General features: G+C 70.4%; 16 protein-coding genes. 8 read left to right on the plus strand and 8 right to left on the minus strand.

Translation table 11 applies throughout. The features are described 5' to 3' along the window. The first annotated feature begins 57 nt into the window (after window positions 1-57). From JOF44_RS08785 to JOF44_RS08810, 6 genes are all read left to right on the plus strand, one after another. A complete protein-coding gene (locus tag JOF44_RS08785) occupies window positions 58-1,404 on the plus strand; it encodes an ABC transporter substrate-binding protein (protein WP_209889865.1) in 1,347 nt (448 codons plus the stop codon). Beyond that, window positions 1,392-2,564, plus strand: coding sequence for a carbohydrate ABC transporter permease (locus JOF44_RS08790; protein WP_342591722.1), 1,173 nt, complete (start codon window positions 1,392-1,394; stop codon window positions 2,562-2,564). Before JOF44_RS08785 ends, JOF44_RS08790 begins: the two co-directional genes overlap by 13 nt. A gap of 32 nt (window positions 2,565-2,596) precedes the next feature. Next, on the plus strand, window positions 2,597-3,439 hold the full coding sequence (locus tag JOF44_RS08795) for a carbohydrate ABC transporter permease (protein WP_245348899.1): 843 nt from the start codon (window positions 2,597-2,599) through the stop codon (window positions 3,437-3,439). Between the two features lie 156 nt (window positions 3,440-3,595). Further along, window positions 3,596-4,672, plus strand: a complete 1,077-nt coding sequence (locus JOF44_RS08800; protein ID WP_209889868.1) for a Gfo/Idh/MocA family protein — start codon at window positions 3,596-3,598, stop codon at window positions 4,670-4,672. Beyond that, on the plus strand, window positions 4,669-5,397 hold the full coding sequence (gene tmk / locus JOF44_RS08805; protein WP_209889871.1) for a dTMP kinase: 729 nt from the start codon (window positions 4,669-4,671) through the stop codon (window positions 5,395-5,397). The genes JOF44_RS08800 and tmk overlap by 4 nt, the downstream gene beginning before the upstream one ends. Then, window positions 5,394-6,608 carry a DNA polymerase III subunit delta' gene (locus JOF44_RS08810; RefSeq protein ID WP_209889874.1) on the plus strand — a complete coding sequence of 405 codons (1,215 nt, stop codon included), beginning with the start codon at window positions 5,394-5,396 and terminating at the stop codon, window positions 6,606-6,608. The genes tmk and JOF44_RS08810 overlap by 4 nt, the downstream gene beginning before the upstream one ends. A 309-nt stretch (window positions 6,609-6,917) precedes the next feature. Here the strand turns inward: JOF44_RS08810 and JOF44_RS21130 are convergent, their stop codons facing one another. From JOF44_RS21130 to JOF44_RS08830, 4 genes are all read right to left on the minus strand, one after another. Further along, window positions 6,918-8,324 (minus strand): DUF3027 domain-containing protein, encoded by a 1,407-nt coding sequence (locus JOF44_RS21130; protein WP_342591723.1) that lies wholly within the window; start codon window positions 8,322-8,324, stop codon window positions 6,918-6,920. A 4-nt stretch (window positions 8,325-8,328) separates the two neighbouring features. Further along, entirely contained in the window at window positions 8,329-8,715 is a 387-nt protein-coding gene (locus tag JOF44_RS08820; RefSeq protein ID WP_209889877.1) for a cold-shock protein, read from the minus strand. Window positions 8,716-9,054: 339 nt separating this feature from the next. Continuing rightward, window positions 9,055-9,744 (minus strand): NUDIX hydrolase, encoded by a 690-nt coding sequence (locus JOF44_RS08825; protein ID WP_209889880.1) that lies wholly within the window; start codon window positions 9,742-9,744, stop codon window positions 9,055-9,057. After that, on the minus strand, window positions 9,741-10,433 hold the full coding sequence (locus JOF44_RS08830) for an endonuclease III domain-containing protein (protein WP_209889883.1): 693 nt from the start codon (window positions 10,431-10,433) through the stop codon (window positions 9,741-9,743). The genes JOF44_RS08825 and JOF44_RS08830 overlap by 4 nt, the downstream gene beginning before the upstream one ends. 158 nt (window positions 10,434-10,591) lie before the next feature. On the opposite strand from JOF44_RS08830, the gene JOF44_RS08835 reads away from it, so the two are divergent. Continuing rightward, entirely contained in the window at window positions 10,592-11,269 is a 678-nt protein-coding gene (locus JOF44_RS08835; RefSeq protein WP_076808401.1) for a Crp/Fnr family transcriptional regulator, read from the plus strand. 174 nt (window positions 11,270-11,443) lie between these two features. On the opposite strand, the gene JOF44_RS08840 is transcribed toward JOF44_RS08835, so the two are convergent. From JOF44_RS08840 to JOF44_RS08855, 4 genes are read right to left on the minus strand one after another with little or no spacing between them, the layout of a single operon-like run. Beyond that, window positions 11,444-12,265, minus strand: a complete 822-nt coding sequence (locus JOF44_RS08840; protein ID WP_342591725.1) for an MBL fold metallo-hydrolase — start codon at window positions 12,263-12,265, stop codon at window positions 11,444-11,446. A gap of 3 nt (window positions 12,266-12,268) precedes the next feature. Further along, complete coding sequence (locus tag JOF44_RS08845) at window positions 12,269-12,787, minus strand: RidA family protein (RefSeq protein ID WP_209889886.1); 519 nt, start codon at window positions 12,785-12,787, stop codon at window positions 12,269-12,271. Between the two features lie 4 nt (window positions 12,788-12,791). Continuing rightward, on the minus strand, window positions 12,792-12,962 hold the full coding sequence (gene sp36 / locus JOF44_RS08850; protein WP_209889889.1) for a Sp36 family protein: 171 nt from the start codon (window positions 12,960-12,962) through the stop codon (window positions 12,792-12,794). Window positions 12,963-13,017: 55 nt separating this feature from the next. Next, window positions 13,018-13,320: a WhiB family transcriptional regulator gene (locus JOF44_RS08855; protein WP_209889892.1), complete on the minus strand. Its 303-nt coding sequence runs from the start codon at window positions 13,318-13,320 to the stop codon at window positions 13,018-13,020. A gap of 239 nt (window positions 13,321-13,559) precedes the next feature. On the opposite strand from JOF44_RS08855, the gene JOF44_RS08860 reads away from it, so the two are divergent. After that, window positions 13,560-15,962 carry a penicillin-binding protein gene (locus tag JOF44_RS08860; protein ID WP_209889895.1) on the plus strand — a complete coding sequence of 801 codons (2,403 nt, stop codon included), beginning with the start codon at window positions 13,560-13,562 and terminating at the stop codon, window positions 15,960-15,962.

Here is a 15,962-nt window from a genome sequence, read left to right on the forward strand (position 1 = left end):
ACGCGACCGGCCTAGAGTGTGACCAGGAGCTCGCCTCTGACTCACGAAGGAGTGATCATGAATCGACGTCTCAGTCGGCGTGCGGTCATGTCCGGGGCCGCCGCCACCGCGGCCCTGGGGATGTCCGGTTGCCTGCAGAACCCCGATCCGGCCGGCGGAGGCGGTGGTGGCACGGTCGAGCGCTACACCCCCGGGGACACTCCCGGCTCGGGCACGGTGAGCATCCTCGGCGCCTTCGGCGGCCAGGAGCGGGACGCCTTCATGGCCTCGCTCGAGGACTTCCAGGCCGATTCCGGCATCACCATCGAGTACACACCGGACTCCGACTTCACCAACACCGTCCAGCAGCGCGTGGGGGCGGGAGCCGCCCCGGACATCGCCCTGTTCCCGCAGCCCGGCGGCATGTTCGACCTCGCCGAACAGGGGACGATCACCCCGATCGACGTGTACCTGGACTACGACCAGCTGAACTCGACCCTGATCCCCGGCTTCCTGGATTCGGCCCGATTGCAGGGCCGCGTCTACGGCGCCCCGATGCGCATGGCCTGCAAGTCGCTCATCTGGTACCCGAAGAAGGCGTACGAGGAGGGCGGCTACGCCGACGAGCCCGCCACCATGCAGGAGCTCTACCAGATCACCGACCAGATGAAGGCCGACGGCATCACGCCGTGGTCCGACGGCTGGGGCGCCGACCAGGCGACCGGCTGGGTGGGCACGGATTGGATCGAGGAGTTCATGCTCCGCGTCCACGGTCCCGTGGTCTACGACGACTGGGTCAAGCACCGCATGCCCTTCAACGCGAAGGAGGTCGTGGAGGTCTTCGATCTCGTCGGAGACCTGCTGAAGACCGAGGGCAACGTGCTCGGCGGCACCGACGCCATCATCAGCACCCCCTTCTCGGAGGCACCGCTGCCGCTGTTCGACGACCCGCCGAAGGCGATGCTCGTGCGCCAGGGCAACTTCGTCACCGGCTTCTTCCCCGAGGACGTCCAGGCGAACATGGACGAGGAGGTCGGCGTGTACGCCATGCCCACCTGGGAGGGCGGCTTCGACGGCCAGCCGATCCTGGGCGGCGGCGACCTCGCCACCCTGTTCACCCTCAACGACGACACGGTGAAGGTCATGGAGTTCCTGACCTCCGACAAGTTCGGCGGCGAATGGGCGGAGGCGGGCGGCTGGCTGAGCCCCCACCGCACCTTCGACCAGTCTCTGTACTCCTCCGAGATCACCCGGCAGATCGCCGAGATCGCCTCGGAGGCGGCGGCCTTCCGCTACGACGGCTCGGACCTGATGCCGACGGCCGTGGGCGCCGGGTCCTTCTGGAAGGGCATGGTCGAGTGGCTGCAGGGCGCGAAGACCTCTCAGGAGGTCTGCGACGAGATCGAGAACGGGTGGCCGAAGTGACCACCGCGACGCAGACCCACAAGGGTCCGCAGGCTCCGCCTCCCGCGGAGGACCACGAGAAGAAGCACGGCACCGCGCGCCCCGCGCGCGTGCTCGTCGGAGCCGTCGGCATGGCGGTCACCGCCTGGTTCGTGTGCAACGCGTTCCTCGCCTTCGCCTACTACCCGCAGTGGTTCGCGAACTCCGGGATCCTCATCGGCCTGCTGGGCCTGATCCTCGGCATCGGCGGCTCGGTGGTGTTCTTCCTCTTTTTGAACATCTGCATCGAGGGCTTCCCCGCGCGGTTCTCCGCCGGGCTCATCCCCTACGCATTCCTGCTGCCGGGGTTCAGCCTGATCGGCATCTTCCTGCTCTACCCGACGGTGCAGACGATCGTGTACTCCTTCGCGAACGACGATTCGACCGCCTGGGTGGGGCTGGACAACTACCGGGCGATCTTCTCCAGCGGCCACTTCTGGTCCACCCTGCTGAACAACTTCCTGTGGATCCTCATCGTCCCGGTGGTCACGGTCGCCTTCGGCCTCGCCGTCGCGGTGCTGGCCGACAAGCTCTCCCCCGCCGGGGAGAACGCGGCGAAGTCGATGATCTTCCTGCCGATGGCGATCAGCTTCGTCGGCGCGGCGACGATCTGGGCGCTGGTGTACGCCTACAACTCCCCCGGGGAGGCCCAGACGGGCCTGCTCAATGCCATCGTCACGACGCTCGGCGGTGATCCTCAGCCCTGGTACCAGATCGACACCGCCCGGCTGAACTCCCTGGCACTGATGGTGATCCTGATCTGGCTGCAGACGGGCTTCGCGATGGTGCTGATCAGCTCGGCGATCAAGGGTGTCCCCGAGGACACCGTCGAGGCCGGGCGCATGGACGGCGCCAGCGAGATCCGCGTCTTCTGGCAGATCGTGTTCCCGCAGGTGCGCCCCACGCTCATCGCCGTGCTGATCACGGTGCTGATCCTGGTGCTGAAGGTCTTCGACCTCATCTACGTCACCACCAACGGCCTGTACAACTCCGACGTGATCGCGAACCTCTTCTTCCGCAAGCTGTTCACCGATCAGCAGGCCGGGCAGGCCTCGGCCATCGTGGTCGTGCTCCTGATCCTGGTGGTGCCGATCCTGATCTATCAGGTCAAGAGCTTCAGGCAGCAGGAGGCGAACCGATGAACGCGACGGCGAAAGGGACGATGAGAGGGACGATGAGGGACGGGCGCAAGCGCTCCCCCGTCGCCACCATCGCAATGCCCCTGTTGGCGCTGCTGTGGACGATCCCGACGATCGGTCTGCTGGTGACGAGCTTCCGCGACCGCGAAGCGGCGGCCTCCACCGGCTGGTGGACGGCCCTGTGGGAAGGCGGCTGGACCTGGGACAACTACGCGCAGGTGCTCACCGATTCATCGGTGACCGGCTCGCTGATCAACTCGGTCGTGGTGGCGGTGCCGGCGACGGTGCTGCCGATCATGTTCGCGGCCTTCGCCGCGTACGCGTTCACGTTCATCAACTTCCCCGGCAAGGACGTGCTGTTCATCATCATCGTCGCGCTGATGGTGGTCCCGATCCAGGTCTCCTTCCAGCCGATGCTGGACCTGCTGGGCCCGCGCGGCCTGGGGATCAACGGGCAGTTCCTGGCGGTATGGATGCTGCACACCGGCTTCGGCATGCCGCTGGCGGTGTACATCCTGCGCAACTACATGACCACCCTGCCGGGCTCGGTCGTCGAGAGCGCGAAGATCGACGGGGCCTCGCACTTCCAGACGTTCTGGCGTCTGGTCGCACCGATGTCGTCCCCGGCGATCGCCGCCTTCGCCACGCTGCAGTTCCTGTGGGTGTGGAACGACCTGCTGATCGCCAAACTGTTCCTGGGCGGCGGGGAGAACAAGACGATCATCGTGAACCTGCAGCAGATGCTGGGCACGCAGGGCCAGGGTGCCGAGATCCTGACCGCCGGCGCCTTCATCTCGATGGTGATCCCGATGATCGTGTTCTTCTCCCTGCAGAGGTTCCTGGTCCGCGGCATGACGGCAGGGTCCGTCAAGGGTTGATCGACGTCCTTCGTCATGCGGAGCGCGAGCGGTAGGAGATCAGCCGGAAGTCAAGGGATAGGTCCATGTACTCCGCGGATTCAGCCGACGGCTGACCTTCCTCCACAGCGCCCCCGACACCATCGCGGTGTCGGGGGCGCTGGGTAGATTGGACCCATGAACTCGACCGACGAGCCCCCGGGCGATGCCGCCGTGCCGGCGCTGTCCCTGCCCGCCTCCACCGTCCCCGAGCCGTCCACGGCACCGGGCCTGCGCTGGGGCGTGATCTCCCCCGGCCACATCGGCGACCAGTTCACGGCGACCGCGCACCGGGCCACCGCCTCCCGAGTGGTCTCCGTGGTCTCCCGCTCGCAGCAGCGGGCCGAGGCCTTCGCCGCGGAGCACGGCATCGAGCAGGCTTTCTCCTCGGTGACGGAGATGCTCGCCGCCGGCGGCCTGGATGCCGTCTATGTCGCCTCCCCGCACGCCCAGCACCATGAGCTGGCCCGCCCGGTGCTCGAGGCGGGCATCCCGGTGCTGGTCGAGAAGGCGTTCACCCTCAACGGCACCCAGGCCCGGGACCTGCTGGACGTCGCCCGGGAGCGCGGCGTCTTCGCCATGGAGGCGATGTGGGCCCGCTTCCTGCCGCAGTTCGACGTGCTGCGCCAGGTGGTCGCCTCCGGTCTGCTCGGCGACGTGATCGAGGTCGCCGCCGACCACGGCCAGTCCTTCCCGGAGGACCCCGCCCACCGCATGTACGCCCCGGAGCTCGGCGGCGGCGCCCTGCTCGATCTGGGGGTGTACCCGCTCTCCTTCGCCCAGATGGTCCTGGGAGACCTCACCGACCTGGCGGTCCGGGGCGACCTCACGGCCACCGGCGTGGACGCGTACCTCGCCCTGCTCGGGCGCGGGGAGGGCGGAGGCCGGGCCCGGCTCTCCTCGACCCTGCTCGCCCGCACCCCCACCGAGGCCGTGGTCAGCGGCACGGCGGGCTCGGCCCGTCTGTCCGGGGCGTTCTTCGCCCCCGGAACCCTCACGGTCACTCTGCTCGACGGCCGCTCGGCGTCGTTCAGCCATGTCGGGGACCCGGGCGACGGCATGGCCTACGAGATCGCGGAGGCCGCCCGTCGGATCACCGCCGGAGATCTCGAGTCGCCGCTGATGAACTGGGCGGATACGCTCAGCGTGATGGACACGATGGATGCCGTCCGCGCCGAGCTCGGCGTGGTCTACCCCGCAGAGGAGCCCTCATGACCATCCTGGAATCCTCACGCGGGCTGCGTATTCCCTCCCCGCACCCGCCCAAGCGCGGGGTGTTCATCTCCTTCGAGGGCGGGGACGGGGCCGGCAAGTCCACCCAGATGCAGATGCTCCACGACCACCTGGTCACCGAGCGCTCCGTCGCCGAGGATCTCATCCTCACCACGCGCGAGCCCGGCGGCACCGAGCTCGGCCGGTCGGTCCGCGACCTCCTCCTGCACGGCGAGCACGTCGATCCTCGCGCGGAGGCGCTGCTGTACGCCGCGGACCGCGCGCACCACATCGCCACGCTCGTGCGACCTCATCTGGCGCGCGGCGGCCTGGTGCTCGGCGATCGCTACCTCGACTCCTCGATCGCCTATCAGGGGGCGGGTCGCTCCCTGGAGCCCGACGAGATCGGCTCGCTCTCGCTGTGGGCGGTCGGCGGCCTGCTCCCCCACCGCACGATCCTGCTGGACGTCCCGACGGAGATGCTCCAGGAGCGCCGCGCGACCGGTCAGGACCGTCTCGAGAGCACGGGAGGCGACTTCCACGCCGCGGTGCGCCAGGAGTTCCTGGACCTCGCCGACGCCGACCCGGATCGCTTCGCCGTCATCGACGGCACGCAGCCGCGCGAACAGGTGCACGCCCAGGTGCTCGAGGCCGTCGCCGGGGTGCTCGGCCTGTTCGACCCGACCTTCGAGCCGGCCCCGCCGACCAAGCACCGGGACGAGCTGTGACGACGACCGATCAGGGCGGGCCCGGCGCACCCGGCGCTCCGAGCAACCCGACGGCGCAGGCTGCTGGCGGCGACGGGGCCTGGGCCGATGTCGTCGGCCAGGAGGCCGTGGTCGCCCAGTTCCGACGTGCCGCCTCGTCACCGGAGTCGCTCGCCCAGGCCTGGCTGATCACCGGGCCTCCCGGATCCGGGCGCTCCACGGCGGCGCGCGCCTTCGCCGCCACCCTGCAGTGCGAGGTCGGCTCGGGCTGCGGGCGGTGCCACGCCTGCCGGACGGTGCTGGCGGGCACGCACCCGGACGTCACGGTCGTCGCGACGGACAAGCTCTCGATCGCCAAGGATGAGGTGCGGGCCCTGGTGATGACCGCCCAGCGCGCCCCCGCCACCGGAGCGCACCGGGTGATGATCGTCGAGGACGCCGACCGCATGAGCGCCGGCACCTTCAACGTGCTGCTGAAGTCCATCGAGGAGCCGCCCCCGGCGACCGTCTGGATGCTGTGCGCTCCGTCGGCCGAGGACCTCGCCCCGACGATCCGGTCGCGCTGTCGGCAGGTGACGCTCTCGGTTCCGTCCTCGGACGTGGTCGCGGAGCTGCTGCGCCGTCGGGACGGCGTACCGGAGGATCTCGCCCTGCGGGCGGCGCGCGCCTCCCAGGGCCACATCGGCCTCGCGCTGCGGTACGCCACGCAGGAGGGCGCCCTGGCGGCGCGCGAGGACTCCGCCCGCACGCTGCTCTCCCTGCGGGGTGCCGGGCAGGCGGTGCTGGCGGCGCAGGAGCTGGTGGACCGTGCCACGGCGGAGGCCAAGACGCATGCCGACACCGTCGCCACCGAGGAGAAGGAGCGCTTCCTGCGCTCGGCGGGGATCGATGACGGCAAGATCCCGCCCTCGCTGCGCTCCCAGGTGCGCCAGCTCGAGGAGGACGCCAAGCGGCGTCAGACGCGTCTGGTGCGCGATGTGCTGGACCGCTACCTGCTCGACGTCCATTCGGTGCTGCGCGATGTGATGAGTCGCCAGCTGGCCACCGGCAGCGAGCTGGTCAACGTCGAGGTCGCCGGGGAGATCGAGCAGGTCGCGGCGAATGGCTCCGGATCGACCACCCTGCAGCTGCTGGAGGCGGTCCAGGAGGCCCGGAATCGCATCAGCGGGAACGTTCCGCCGCTGCTGGCCATCGAAGCACTGCTGGCCCGCATCGCCCTCGACCAGCGCTGAAGCCGGCGCAGGAGCCGGCGCTGAACGACGGCACCTCACCACCCCCGCCGGAGCTGAGCACCGACCGCTCGGTCACCTGAGTCCTCCGTCGCCACATCGCCACATCGCCACATCGCCACATCGCCACATCGCCACATCGCCACATCGCCACATCGCCACATCGCCACATCGCCACATCGCCACATCGCCACATCGCCACATCGCCACATCGCCTGAGGATCCCACCACCCCTCACGCCATTGCGCGCTGTGCTTCCACAAACGGAAGCACAGCGCGCAATGGCGTGAACTGAGCGACGGTCAGCGCCCGTCAGGGCTGGGGAGTCGGGTCCGCACCGTCCTGAGGAGCCGGGTCCTCGTCGGCCTGGGACGTCGAATCCTCACCGTCCTGGGGACTTGGGGCCTCGTCGGGTGTACCGTCGTCGGTCGTTCCCGGGGCGGGCCGGCTCTCGTCGGACGCATCCTGGGCGGGCTCCGGCTCGCCCTCCGCAGGCTGTCCCTCGGTCCCGGTGACCTCGGGGGCGGCGGCATCCATGGACGCGTCCGCTTCGGGGATCTCGGCGGTGATCTCACCGGACAGCTCAGGGGTCGTGCTCGGAGACTCCACCGCCTCGGTCGAAGCGCCCGCCACCTCGGTCAGTGCGCCAGCCGCCTCGCTCGGAGACTCCGCCACCTCGGTCGGAACGCCCACCGCCTCGGTCGGTGCGCCCACCGCCTCGGTCGGAGCGGCGGCCGGCACGGACACCTGGGCTGGGACCTCGTCCTGCGGCGAGTCCGCCTCGGGAACCTCGGCGACCGTCTCCGCCGGTGCATCAGCGTCCGCCGCGTCGACAGCCGTCGCCCCGTCGGAGCCGTTCTCGCCCCCGGAGGCCATCGCACCATCAGCGGGCGTCACCACGTCGGCGGGCTCGCCCGACTCGGGCTTGGGCTGGATCTCGACGTCGAGCTCATCGACCACCACGCCGGCACCCCGCGAGATCTCGCGGTCGTCGTCCTGCTGGCCGGTCTCGGAGTGCGCCCCGCAACCGAAGCCGAGGTGGACGACCCGACCGTCGGCCGGGGACCACTCGTTGGTGCACACGCCGAACTCGCCGCGCAGGGAGCCGGAGAGCTTCGAGAGGAAGCCGCAGCTGGAACAGCTGGCCGACACGGTGCCCTTGCGGCCGCGGCCGGAGATCTGGCGAGGGCCGAAATCGCCCTCCATCCAGCGCTCGGCGGCTTCGGCGCGCCCCAGCGGGGAGAGCACTCGGGGACGTCCCAGGCCGAGCTCCCACAGTGCGACGCGGTCGGCGTCCTCGTCACCGGTGGCCTCGTAGCCCTGCTCGAGGCGGGCGTCCTGCTCGTGGTACGGCAACAGATCGTCGTTCCCGATGTCCTCGGGCTTCAGCCGCTCGGACCACGGCTCCCACTCCGGCGCGAGGATCGCATCCTCTCCCGGCAGCAGGGCGGTCTCGGCGACGGTCGGGGCCTTCGCCCGAGGTGCGCGCGCGAGGACCACGACCCAGGACCAGCCGCGATACCCGGGCATGGTGCACTCGAAGACATGCGTGACCAGCCGTTCCCCGCTGACCTCGACGCGCTGGTGGTCGCCGACCTGGCCGGGCTCGGTGACCTCGAGCAGCGCCTCGCGGGCGAGCTCGACGGCGTCGGCCGCCACCGCATCCAGCTTGGGCCGGGTGGTACGGGGGCGGCGGGGGGCGGTGGTCGGCTGCGTCATATGTTCAGGCCTCGAAATTGTCGGCGACGGCACGGAGCACGGTGGAGATCTTCTGCGAGTGCCCGCGATCGGGGTAGCGGCCCTGGCGGAGCCCGTTGGAGGCGTCGTCCAGCAGACGGATCAGGTCCTCGACCATATCCGCCATCTCGTCGGGCTTCGCCCGGCGAGCGCGGCTGACGGTCGGGGCGGGCTCCATCAGGCGCAGGGAGAGCACCTGGGGGCCGCGGCGGCCGTCGACCATGTCGAAGTCGACGCGGGCGCCGGGGCGCAGCGTCGTGACCTCCTCGGGCAGGTTCGAGGCGTGCACGTACACGCTCTGACCATCCTCGTCATCGAGGATGAAGCCGAAGCCCTTCTCGGCGTCGTAGAACTTCACCTTGCCGCGTGGCACGTGGATCCCATTCCTTGTCTGCTGATGGCGGTCCGCTGGGTCAGGGCCCGGGAGCTCATGGACCCGCTGTGGGTCCGACGGGTCGCATGCTCCGCGGGGTGCCGGAGTCCGTCCGGCAACGATGGAGTCTATCGTGCGGAACCGACAGCGTGGCGAGCGGATTTCTCGTTCGTGACCGCGGCCACCGGCGGTCCGGGTCTCGACGCCGGGACGACCGCCGCGCCAGCCCGTCGGCCGCACCGCAGCAACCCGTCATCCGCGCCGCGACAGCCCGTCGGCCGCTCCGCAGCAACCCGTCGTCCGCGCCGCAGCAGCTCGTCGTCGGCACCGCGTCGCCCCTCAGCGGCGGCGCTCGGGCGGGATCTCCCGGGTCGGGGAACCGGACGGGACCGGGTCCAGTCCCAGACCCACCAGCAGCTGCTCGAGGATCATGGCGGTGAACCCCCAGACGAACGCGTCCTCGGGCAGCTCGAACACGGGCCCCACGCCCTGTCCGCGCAGCAGACCTCGTCGGCGGTGCGCCGGATCCGTCAGCGACCCGGGCCCGACCAGCGGCGCCCAGACCACCCTCTCCACCTCGATCGGGTCCTGCACCCCCAGCGGCAGCGGGCCGGGGGCCCACCCCAGCACCGGGGTCACCCGTTGGACGCGCCACGGCATCGGGATCGGGGCGAAAGCACCCGCGACCTGGACGTGACGGGGATCCAGACCGGTCTCCTCCTCGGCCTCCCGGAGGGCGGTGTGCACGTCGTCGCGGTCGCCGGGATCGAAGCCGCCGCCGGGCAGGGAGAACTGGCCGGGCTGGGAGCGCATCGCGTGTCCGCGCTCCTCCAGCACCACGTGCGCCTCCTCCAGACTGGTCCCGGTGACCAGCAGCAGCACGGCGCTGCGGCGCACCGCTCCCGAACCGTCGGCGGGATCTCGAGGATCGGGGTCGCGCCGCAGCAGCACTTCGCCGCGTCGGGCACGCTCGGCGAGCGGGGCGAGGAAGTCCGGAAGGGCGCCGGTCGCGGGCCAGGGCTCGCTCATGCCGTTCCCGCGCTCGGGCACACGTCGGCCAGCACGCAGTCCCCGCAGCGCGGGGTGCGAGCGGTGCACACCCGGCGGCCGTGCAGGATCAGACGCAGACCGAGGAGCGTCAGGTCCTCGGCGGACCCGCCCCTGCCGTCGGCGTCGACGCGGGCGATCACGTCCTCCTCCACGGCCCGCGGATCCGTGCTCGCGGTCCAGCCCAGGCGCCGGGCGAGGCGGCCGACGTGGGTGTCCACGGCGAGCAGGGAGTGGCCGAACCAGGCACCGCGCAGGACATGGGCCGTCTTGCGCCCCACCCCGGGCAGCGCCTCGAGCGCCGCCTGGTCGTCGGGGACCTCGCCGCCGTGGTCGATCACCAGGCCACGGGCCAGTCCGATGATCCGACGCGCCCGGGTGGGCCCCATTCCGAGCGGTCGGACCACGTCGGTCACAGCGGCCTCCTCGGCGCCGGCGAGCGCGGCCGCATCCGGCCAGTCGGCGAACAGATCAGGGGTGACCTGATTGACCCGCACATCGGTGGTCTGGGCCGACAGCACCGTCGCGACCAGCAGTTCGAAGGCGTCTCGATGGTCGAGCTCGGTGCGCGCGCCGGGATACTCCGCAGCCAGGGAGGAGGCGACCCGACCGGCATCCGCGGGGCCGAGAAGAGGGTCCTCGACGGCTCCTCGGGAGGTCGACGGCGGCATTCGATGTGCTCCTCGTGGCGGCGGTGGCGGACCCCGATGGCGTCGGCGCGATAGTGTTTCCCCATCATGTGACAGTGGCCACCGCAGTTCGTGGCGTCGGTCACCATGGATAGCACAGCACGGTCCCGGTATTCGGGACCCCACCATCAGGAGGTTCCGTGGACGAGAACATCGTACGGTCATCGCCGCTGTTCGCTGCGCTCGACGAGGACGGCAAGCAGGCCGTGCTGGCGTCGATGAAGCAGGAGGACTACCACCGCAGCGCCATCATCTTCCGCGAGGGCGATCCGGGCGATCGGCTCTTCATCATCGGATCGGGCAAGGTCAAGGTCGGTCACGCCTCGGGCGACGGCCGGGAGAACCTGCTGGCCGTGCTCGGCCCGGGCGAGACGCTCGGCGAGCTGTCGCTGTTCGACCCGGCACCGCGCAATGCGACCGCCACCGTGGTCGCCGAGTCGACGCTCTACTCGCTCTCGCAGCAGGACCTGTACCGGGTCCTCGCCCAGCGTCCCGAGGTCGGTCGACACCTGCTCGCCTCGCTCGCACGGCGTCTGCGCAAGACCAACGAATCGCTCGCCGATCTGGTCTTCGCCGACGTGCCCGGTCGTGTGGCCAAGAACGTCCTGGACCTCGCCCAGCGCTTCGGTCGCCAGACCGACGACGGCGTGATGGTCGCCCACGGCCTCACCCAGGAGGAGCTGGCCCAGCTGGTCGGCGCCTCCCGCGAGACCGTGAACAAGGCGCTCGCGGACTTCGCCTCGCGCGGCTGGATCCGGCTCGAGGCCCGCGCGGTCCTGATCTCGGACGTGGAGCGCCTGCGCCGCCGCGCCCGCTGATCCGACGGGGCCCCGATCGAGCCGTCGATCGCGCCGCCCCCACACGCCGTTGCGCGCTGTGCTTCCAAATACGGAAGCACAGCGCGCAACGGCGTTCCTGCTCGGTGGGGCCCTGCCTGGCCCGACGCGGACTCCGGCCCGCATGCGGCTCGTCTCCGTCAGCGCTCGTCTCCGTCAGTGCCCGTCGGCGAGGTGCTCGAGGGTGGCGCGGAGGTTCCAGCGCGCGGCCTTCTGCAGGTTCTCGGGCAGGTCGGGGCCGTAGACCGCCCGCAGCAGCCGCTCGAGGGTGAGCACGCCCGCCGTCCGGGCCCGTCGCACCTGCTCGATGCGCTCGTGACGGTGCTCGATCGCCGCGTCGATCGCCTCGAGGGCCTCCAGCGGGTTCTCGTACGGCGTTCCGTGCCCGGGATGGATGGAGCCGATCCTCCCGTCCTGGGCCATCGCCCGCAGGATCGCGAGGGACTGGAGGTGCTCGGCGATCGTGCCGCCGTCCTCGGGCACGATCACCGTGGAGGAGCCGCCCAGCAGGGTGTCCCCGCTGAGCAGACGTCCGCCGTCCACCAGCACCCCGACGGAGTCGGCGGTGTGGCCGGGCAGATGGATCACGTGACCGACCACCCCGTGGTCCCCCTCGAGGGTCGAGGGCAGCGGACGGGACCCGGGCAGGGAACCGGGGTCCGCGGCCCACAGCGGGACCTCGACCCCGCCGCGGGCGGCGAGCTGGCGGGCCAGGGTCGCCGCTCCCGCGCTGTGGTCGAGGTGGCGGTGGGTGACCAGCACGCCCCGCGGTCGCGACCCGTCGCCGCAGGCCACCAGCAGCTCCGCAAGATGCTCGGGGTCCTTCGGGCCCGGGTCGACGACCCAGACCTCGTCGCCGTCACGCAGCACGTAGCTGCGCGTGCCGGTCAACGTCATCGGCCCGGCGTTGTCCGCCCGGACCGCGATCAGCTCGACCGCGGGCGCCTCGGGGTCGCGCGGCGGGGTGCTCTCGGACACGGCTCAGCGGGCCGGAGGGGTGGCGGGAACGGCCGGGCCGTCCAGCTCGACCACCAGCTCCAGCTCGACGGGCGCGTCCAGCGGGAGCACCGCGACGCCGACGGCGCTGCGGGCATGTCGCCCTGCGTCGCCGAAGACCTCGCCGAGCAGTTCGCTGGCCCCGTTGATCACCGTCGGCTGCGCGGTGAATGCGGGATCGGAGGCGACGAAGCCGGTGAGCTTGACGACGCGCACCACACGATCGAGGTCGCCGACCAGGTCCTCGATCGCCGCGAGGGCGTTGAGGCAGCTGATCGCAGCGAGCTCGGCGGCGCGCTCCGTGGTGACCTCGGCGCCGACCTTCCCGGTCGCCGGCAGCGCGCCGTCGACGAAGGGGAGCTGGCCGGAGGTGTGGACGTGGTCCCCCGTGGCGACGGCAGGCACGTACGCAGCGACCGGCGCGGCCACGGCGGGAAGGCTCAGCCCCAGCTCCGCCAGCCGCGTGCGGACCCGCGCTCCGGGCTCCTGACCGGTGGTGACCATCGGATCAGCCCTCGGTGCGGGGACGCTTGAGATAGGCGACCAGGTTCTCGGGATTGGGCCCCGGCACGACCTGGACCAGCTCCCAGCCCTCCTCGCCGTAGTTGTCGAGGATCTGCTTGGTCGCATGGATCAGCAGCGGAACGGTCAGGTACTCCCAGCGGGTGACTGTGCTCATGGGGCGAGCCTACCGGCCCGCCCCGCTCCTGGGCGGCCCCGGAGGTCCCGTCCGATCAGCTGCCGACGGCCTCCTGCGAGGCGCGGCGCAGCACGGTGGACCAGTCGGTGACATCGGGGTTCCGGCGCAGCAGCCGTCGGCGTTCTCGTTCGGTCATCCCGCCCCACACGCCGAAGTCGACCCGATTGTCCAGGGCGTCGGCGAGGCATTCGGTCCTCACCGGACATGCTCCGCAGGTGGCCTTGACCGCGTGCTGCTCCGCGCCCTGGACGAAGAACCCGTCCGGATCCATGCTCACGCAGGCTCCGCGTGCGGCCCAGCTCGAGTCCGCGGTGATGGGAGTGGCCCCGATGGTCATATGCAACCTCTTTCCAGATCTTCGTTGACCCGATTTCTGCGACCACTGTAAGGAGATGCTCGCCACAGTGCCAAATTCTCGGGCGCCCGAGACCTTTCCGTGATATTGGGCGAGGAGCGACACATCCGCTGGTCGGCCCATGTCGCGTCCGGTCACATCCCCGCATCGGGTTCGTGAAGATTCGTCCACGCCCGCCCCGCCTCGTGGTCTCGCGCACCCGCCCGCCGTACTGTTGGACCATGGCCCGCACTACGTCCAGCTCCGCTTCCGGACGCTCCCTCCCCGTCGCCCTGGCGCAGTCCTTGTACCTGATGCTGGGGATGCTCGCCGTCTCCGCCCTGGCCGGCGTGCTCCTGGCGGCCTTCTTCCTACCGGCGGTCTCGGCCTCCTCGGCCGTCGCCAAGGACGGCGTGGCGCTGTTCGAGTCCTACCCCTCGGAGCTCGAGGTCGAGCCGCTGAACGAGGCGAGCCGGATCGAGGCGGCCGACGGATCCCTGCTGGCGACGTTCTACACGGAGAACCGGATCATGGTGCCGCTGGAGGAGATCTCCCCGCACGTCCAGAACGCGGTGATCGCCGTCGAGGACCGCCGCTTCTACGAGCACGGCGGCATCGACCCCAAGGGCATGCTGCGCGCCTTCGCGTCCAACGCCGCCGGCGGTGCCACCCAGGGCGGCTCGACCCTGACCCAGCAGTACGTGAAGAACGCGCTGCTGATGGACGCGGTCCAGCGCAACGACAAGGAGGCCCAGCTCGAGGCGACCGAGCAGTCCTACGGTCGCAAGCTGCGCGAGGCGAAGCTGGCGATCTCCCTCGAGAAGCAGTGGAGCAAGGACGAGATCCTCAACGCCTACCTCAACGTCGCCCAGTTCGGGCCCTCGCAGTACGGCGTAGAGACCGGGGCGCGCCATTACTTCTCCAAGCACGCCTCGGAGCTCAACCCCGGCGAGGCCGCCCTGCTGGCCGGCATCACCAACGGTCCGAACCAGTACGACCCCGTCTCCCATCCGGAGGCGGGCGAGCAGCGCCGCAACGAGGTCCTGCGGGACATGCTGGGCCAGGACTTCATCACCCAGGAGGAGTACGACAAGTACACCGAGCAGCCGGTCGAGGACATGCTCACCATCCAGAACGTCCGGGCCGGGTGCACCTCTGCCGGCGCGAACGGCTTCTTCTGCGACTTCGTCACGCGGTCCCTGCTGAACGATCCGGAGTTCGCCCCCACCTACGAGGAGCGGCGCGAGCTGCTGTACGGCGGGGGGCTGACGATCAAGACCACGCTGGACCCGGAGAAGCAGAAGACCGCCACCGACATCCTCCAGCGCAAGGTGCCCGGCGACTCCGAGAGCGGATTCGGGCACTCGATCGTGACCGTCGAGCCGGGCTCCGGCAACATCCTGGTGATGGCGGAGAACCGGGAGTTCAACCCCCACGCCGAGGTCGAGCCCGGCGAGACGGCGATCAACTACAACGTGCCCCAGGCCCTGGGAGGCAGCAGCGGCTTCCCCGTCGGCTCGACCTTCAAGCCGTACGTGCTCCAGCAGTGGCTCAAGAGCGGCCGCAGCATCTACGACAAGGTCAGCACCAGCCGTGAGCCGATGAAGACCTTCCCGGCCCAGTGCCTCCGCCGTGGACGCTGGTACGAGGAACCCGGGTACAACCCCGACAACGCCGTCTCGGTGCCGATCTCCCCCATGGAGAGCGTCCTGAACGGCACGAAGTACTCCATCAACACCGCGTACGCGAACATGGCCCGCCAGCTGGACCTGTGCAAGATCGCCGAGGGCGCCCGCGAGATCGGCGTGGTGCCGGCGACCCACAATCCTTATGATCCGGCGACCTGGAACAACGACATCGCCGACGTCTACGGCACCGAGCTGGCCCCCGCCGTGGTGGTCCTCGGAGAGGTGCGCATCTCCGCCCTCGACATGGCGGGCGCCTACGCGACCTGGGCCGCCGGGGGCACCTACTGCACCCCGCAGGCCATCACCGCGGTCATCGACCGCAACGGCGAGGAGATGGAGACCACCGGCGCCGACTGCCACCAGGCGGTCGAGAAGGACATCGCCGACAAGATGGCCTGGACCCTCCAGCAGGACCTCGAGGACCCCGAGGCCACCGGCAAGGGCAAGGTCATCCCCGGCCATCCCGCGGGCGGCAAGACCGGCACCTCCGGATCGCAGTTCCACACCTGGTACGTCGGCTTCACCCGTCAGATGTCCACCGCCGTGTGGTTCGGCCACCCCAACGGCAACATCCGCCCCGGCGGCTTCGAGGTCGACGGGAAGATGCTCCGCAGCGGTCGCGTCTGGGGCAACACGGTCTCCCTGCCCACCTGGCAGGAGTTCATGACCAAGGCGAGCGAGGGCATGCCCCGCGAGCCCTTCCCCGCGAAGCCCGAGAACAAGAAGGACAGCGCCGCGAACGAGGCCGTGCAGAAGGGGACGGTGCCGGACGTGTCCGGCATGGTGCTGTCCCAGGCCAAGGCGTCGCTCGAGGCGGCGGGGTACTCCTACGAGATCCGCAACGAGCCCTCGGACTCGGTCGGCAAGTGGTACGTGATCGGCACCGACCCGGGAGCGGGGACCAAGTTGCCCGAGGACGAGACCGTGGTCATCCGCCAGTCCTCCGGGAAGGGCTGA

Source organism: Brachybacterium fresconis (genome assembly GCF_017876515.1).
GTDB classification, from domain to species: Bacteria; Actinomycetota; Actinomycetes; order Actinomycetales; family Dermabacteraceae; genus Brachybacterium; species Brachybacterium fresconis.

Coding starts and splice junctions, on each gene's coding strand:
- JOF44_RS08845 (WP_209889886.1), bottom strand. CDS start 12,787: ATGGTCACCACCGGTCAGGAGCCCGGAGCGCGGGTCCGCACGCGGCTG.
- JOF44_RS21130 (WP_342591723.1), bottom strand. CDS start 8,324: ATGACGCAGCCGACCACCGCCCCCCGCCGCCCCCGTACCACCCGGCCC.
- tmk (WP_209889871.1), top strand. CDS start 4,669: ATGACCATCCTGGAATCCTCACGCGGGCTGCGTATTCCCTCCCCGCAC.
- JOF44_RS08860 (WP_209889895.1), top strand. CDS start 13,560: ATGGCCCGCACTACGTCCAGCTCCGCTTCCGGACGCTCCCTCCCCGTC.
- JOF44_RS08800 (WP_209889868.1), top strand. CDS start 3,596: ATGAACTCGACCGACGAGCCCCCGGGCGATGCCGCCGTGCCGGCGCTG.
- JOF44_RS08830 (WP_209889883.1), bottom strand. CDS start 10,433: ATGCCGCCGTCGACCTCCCGAGGAGCCGTCGAGGACCCTCTTCTCGGC.
- sp36 (WP_209889889.1), bottom strand. CDS start 12,962: ATGAGCACAGTCACCCGCTGGGAGTACCTGACCGTTCCGCTGCTGATC.
- JOF44_RS08795 (WP_245348899.1), top strand. CDS start 2,597: ATGAGGGACGGGCGCAAGCGCTCCCCCGTCGCCACCATCGCAATGCCC.
- JOF44_RS08855 (WP_209889892.1), bottom strand. CDS start 13,320: ATGACCATCGGGGCCACTCCCATCACCGCGGACTCGAGCTGGGCCGCA.
- JOF44_RS08785 (WP_209889865.1), top strand. CDS start 58: ATGAATCGACGTCTCAGTCGGCGTGCGGTCATGTCCGGGGCCGCCGCC.
- JOF44_RS08825 (WP_209889880.1), bottom strand. CDS start 9,744: ATGAGCGAGCCCTGGCCCGCGACCGGCGCCCTTCCGGACTTCCTCGCC.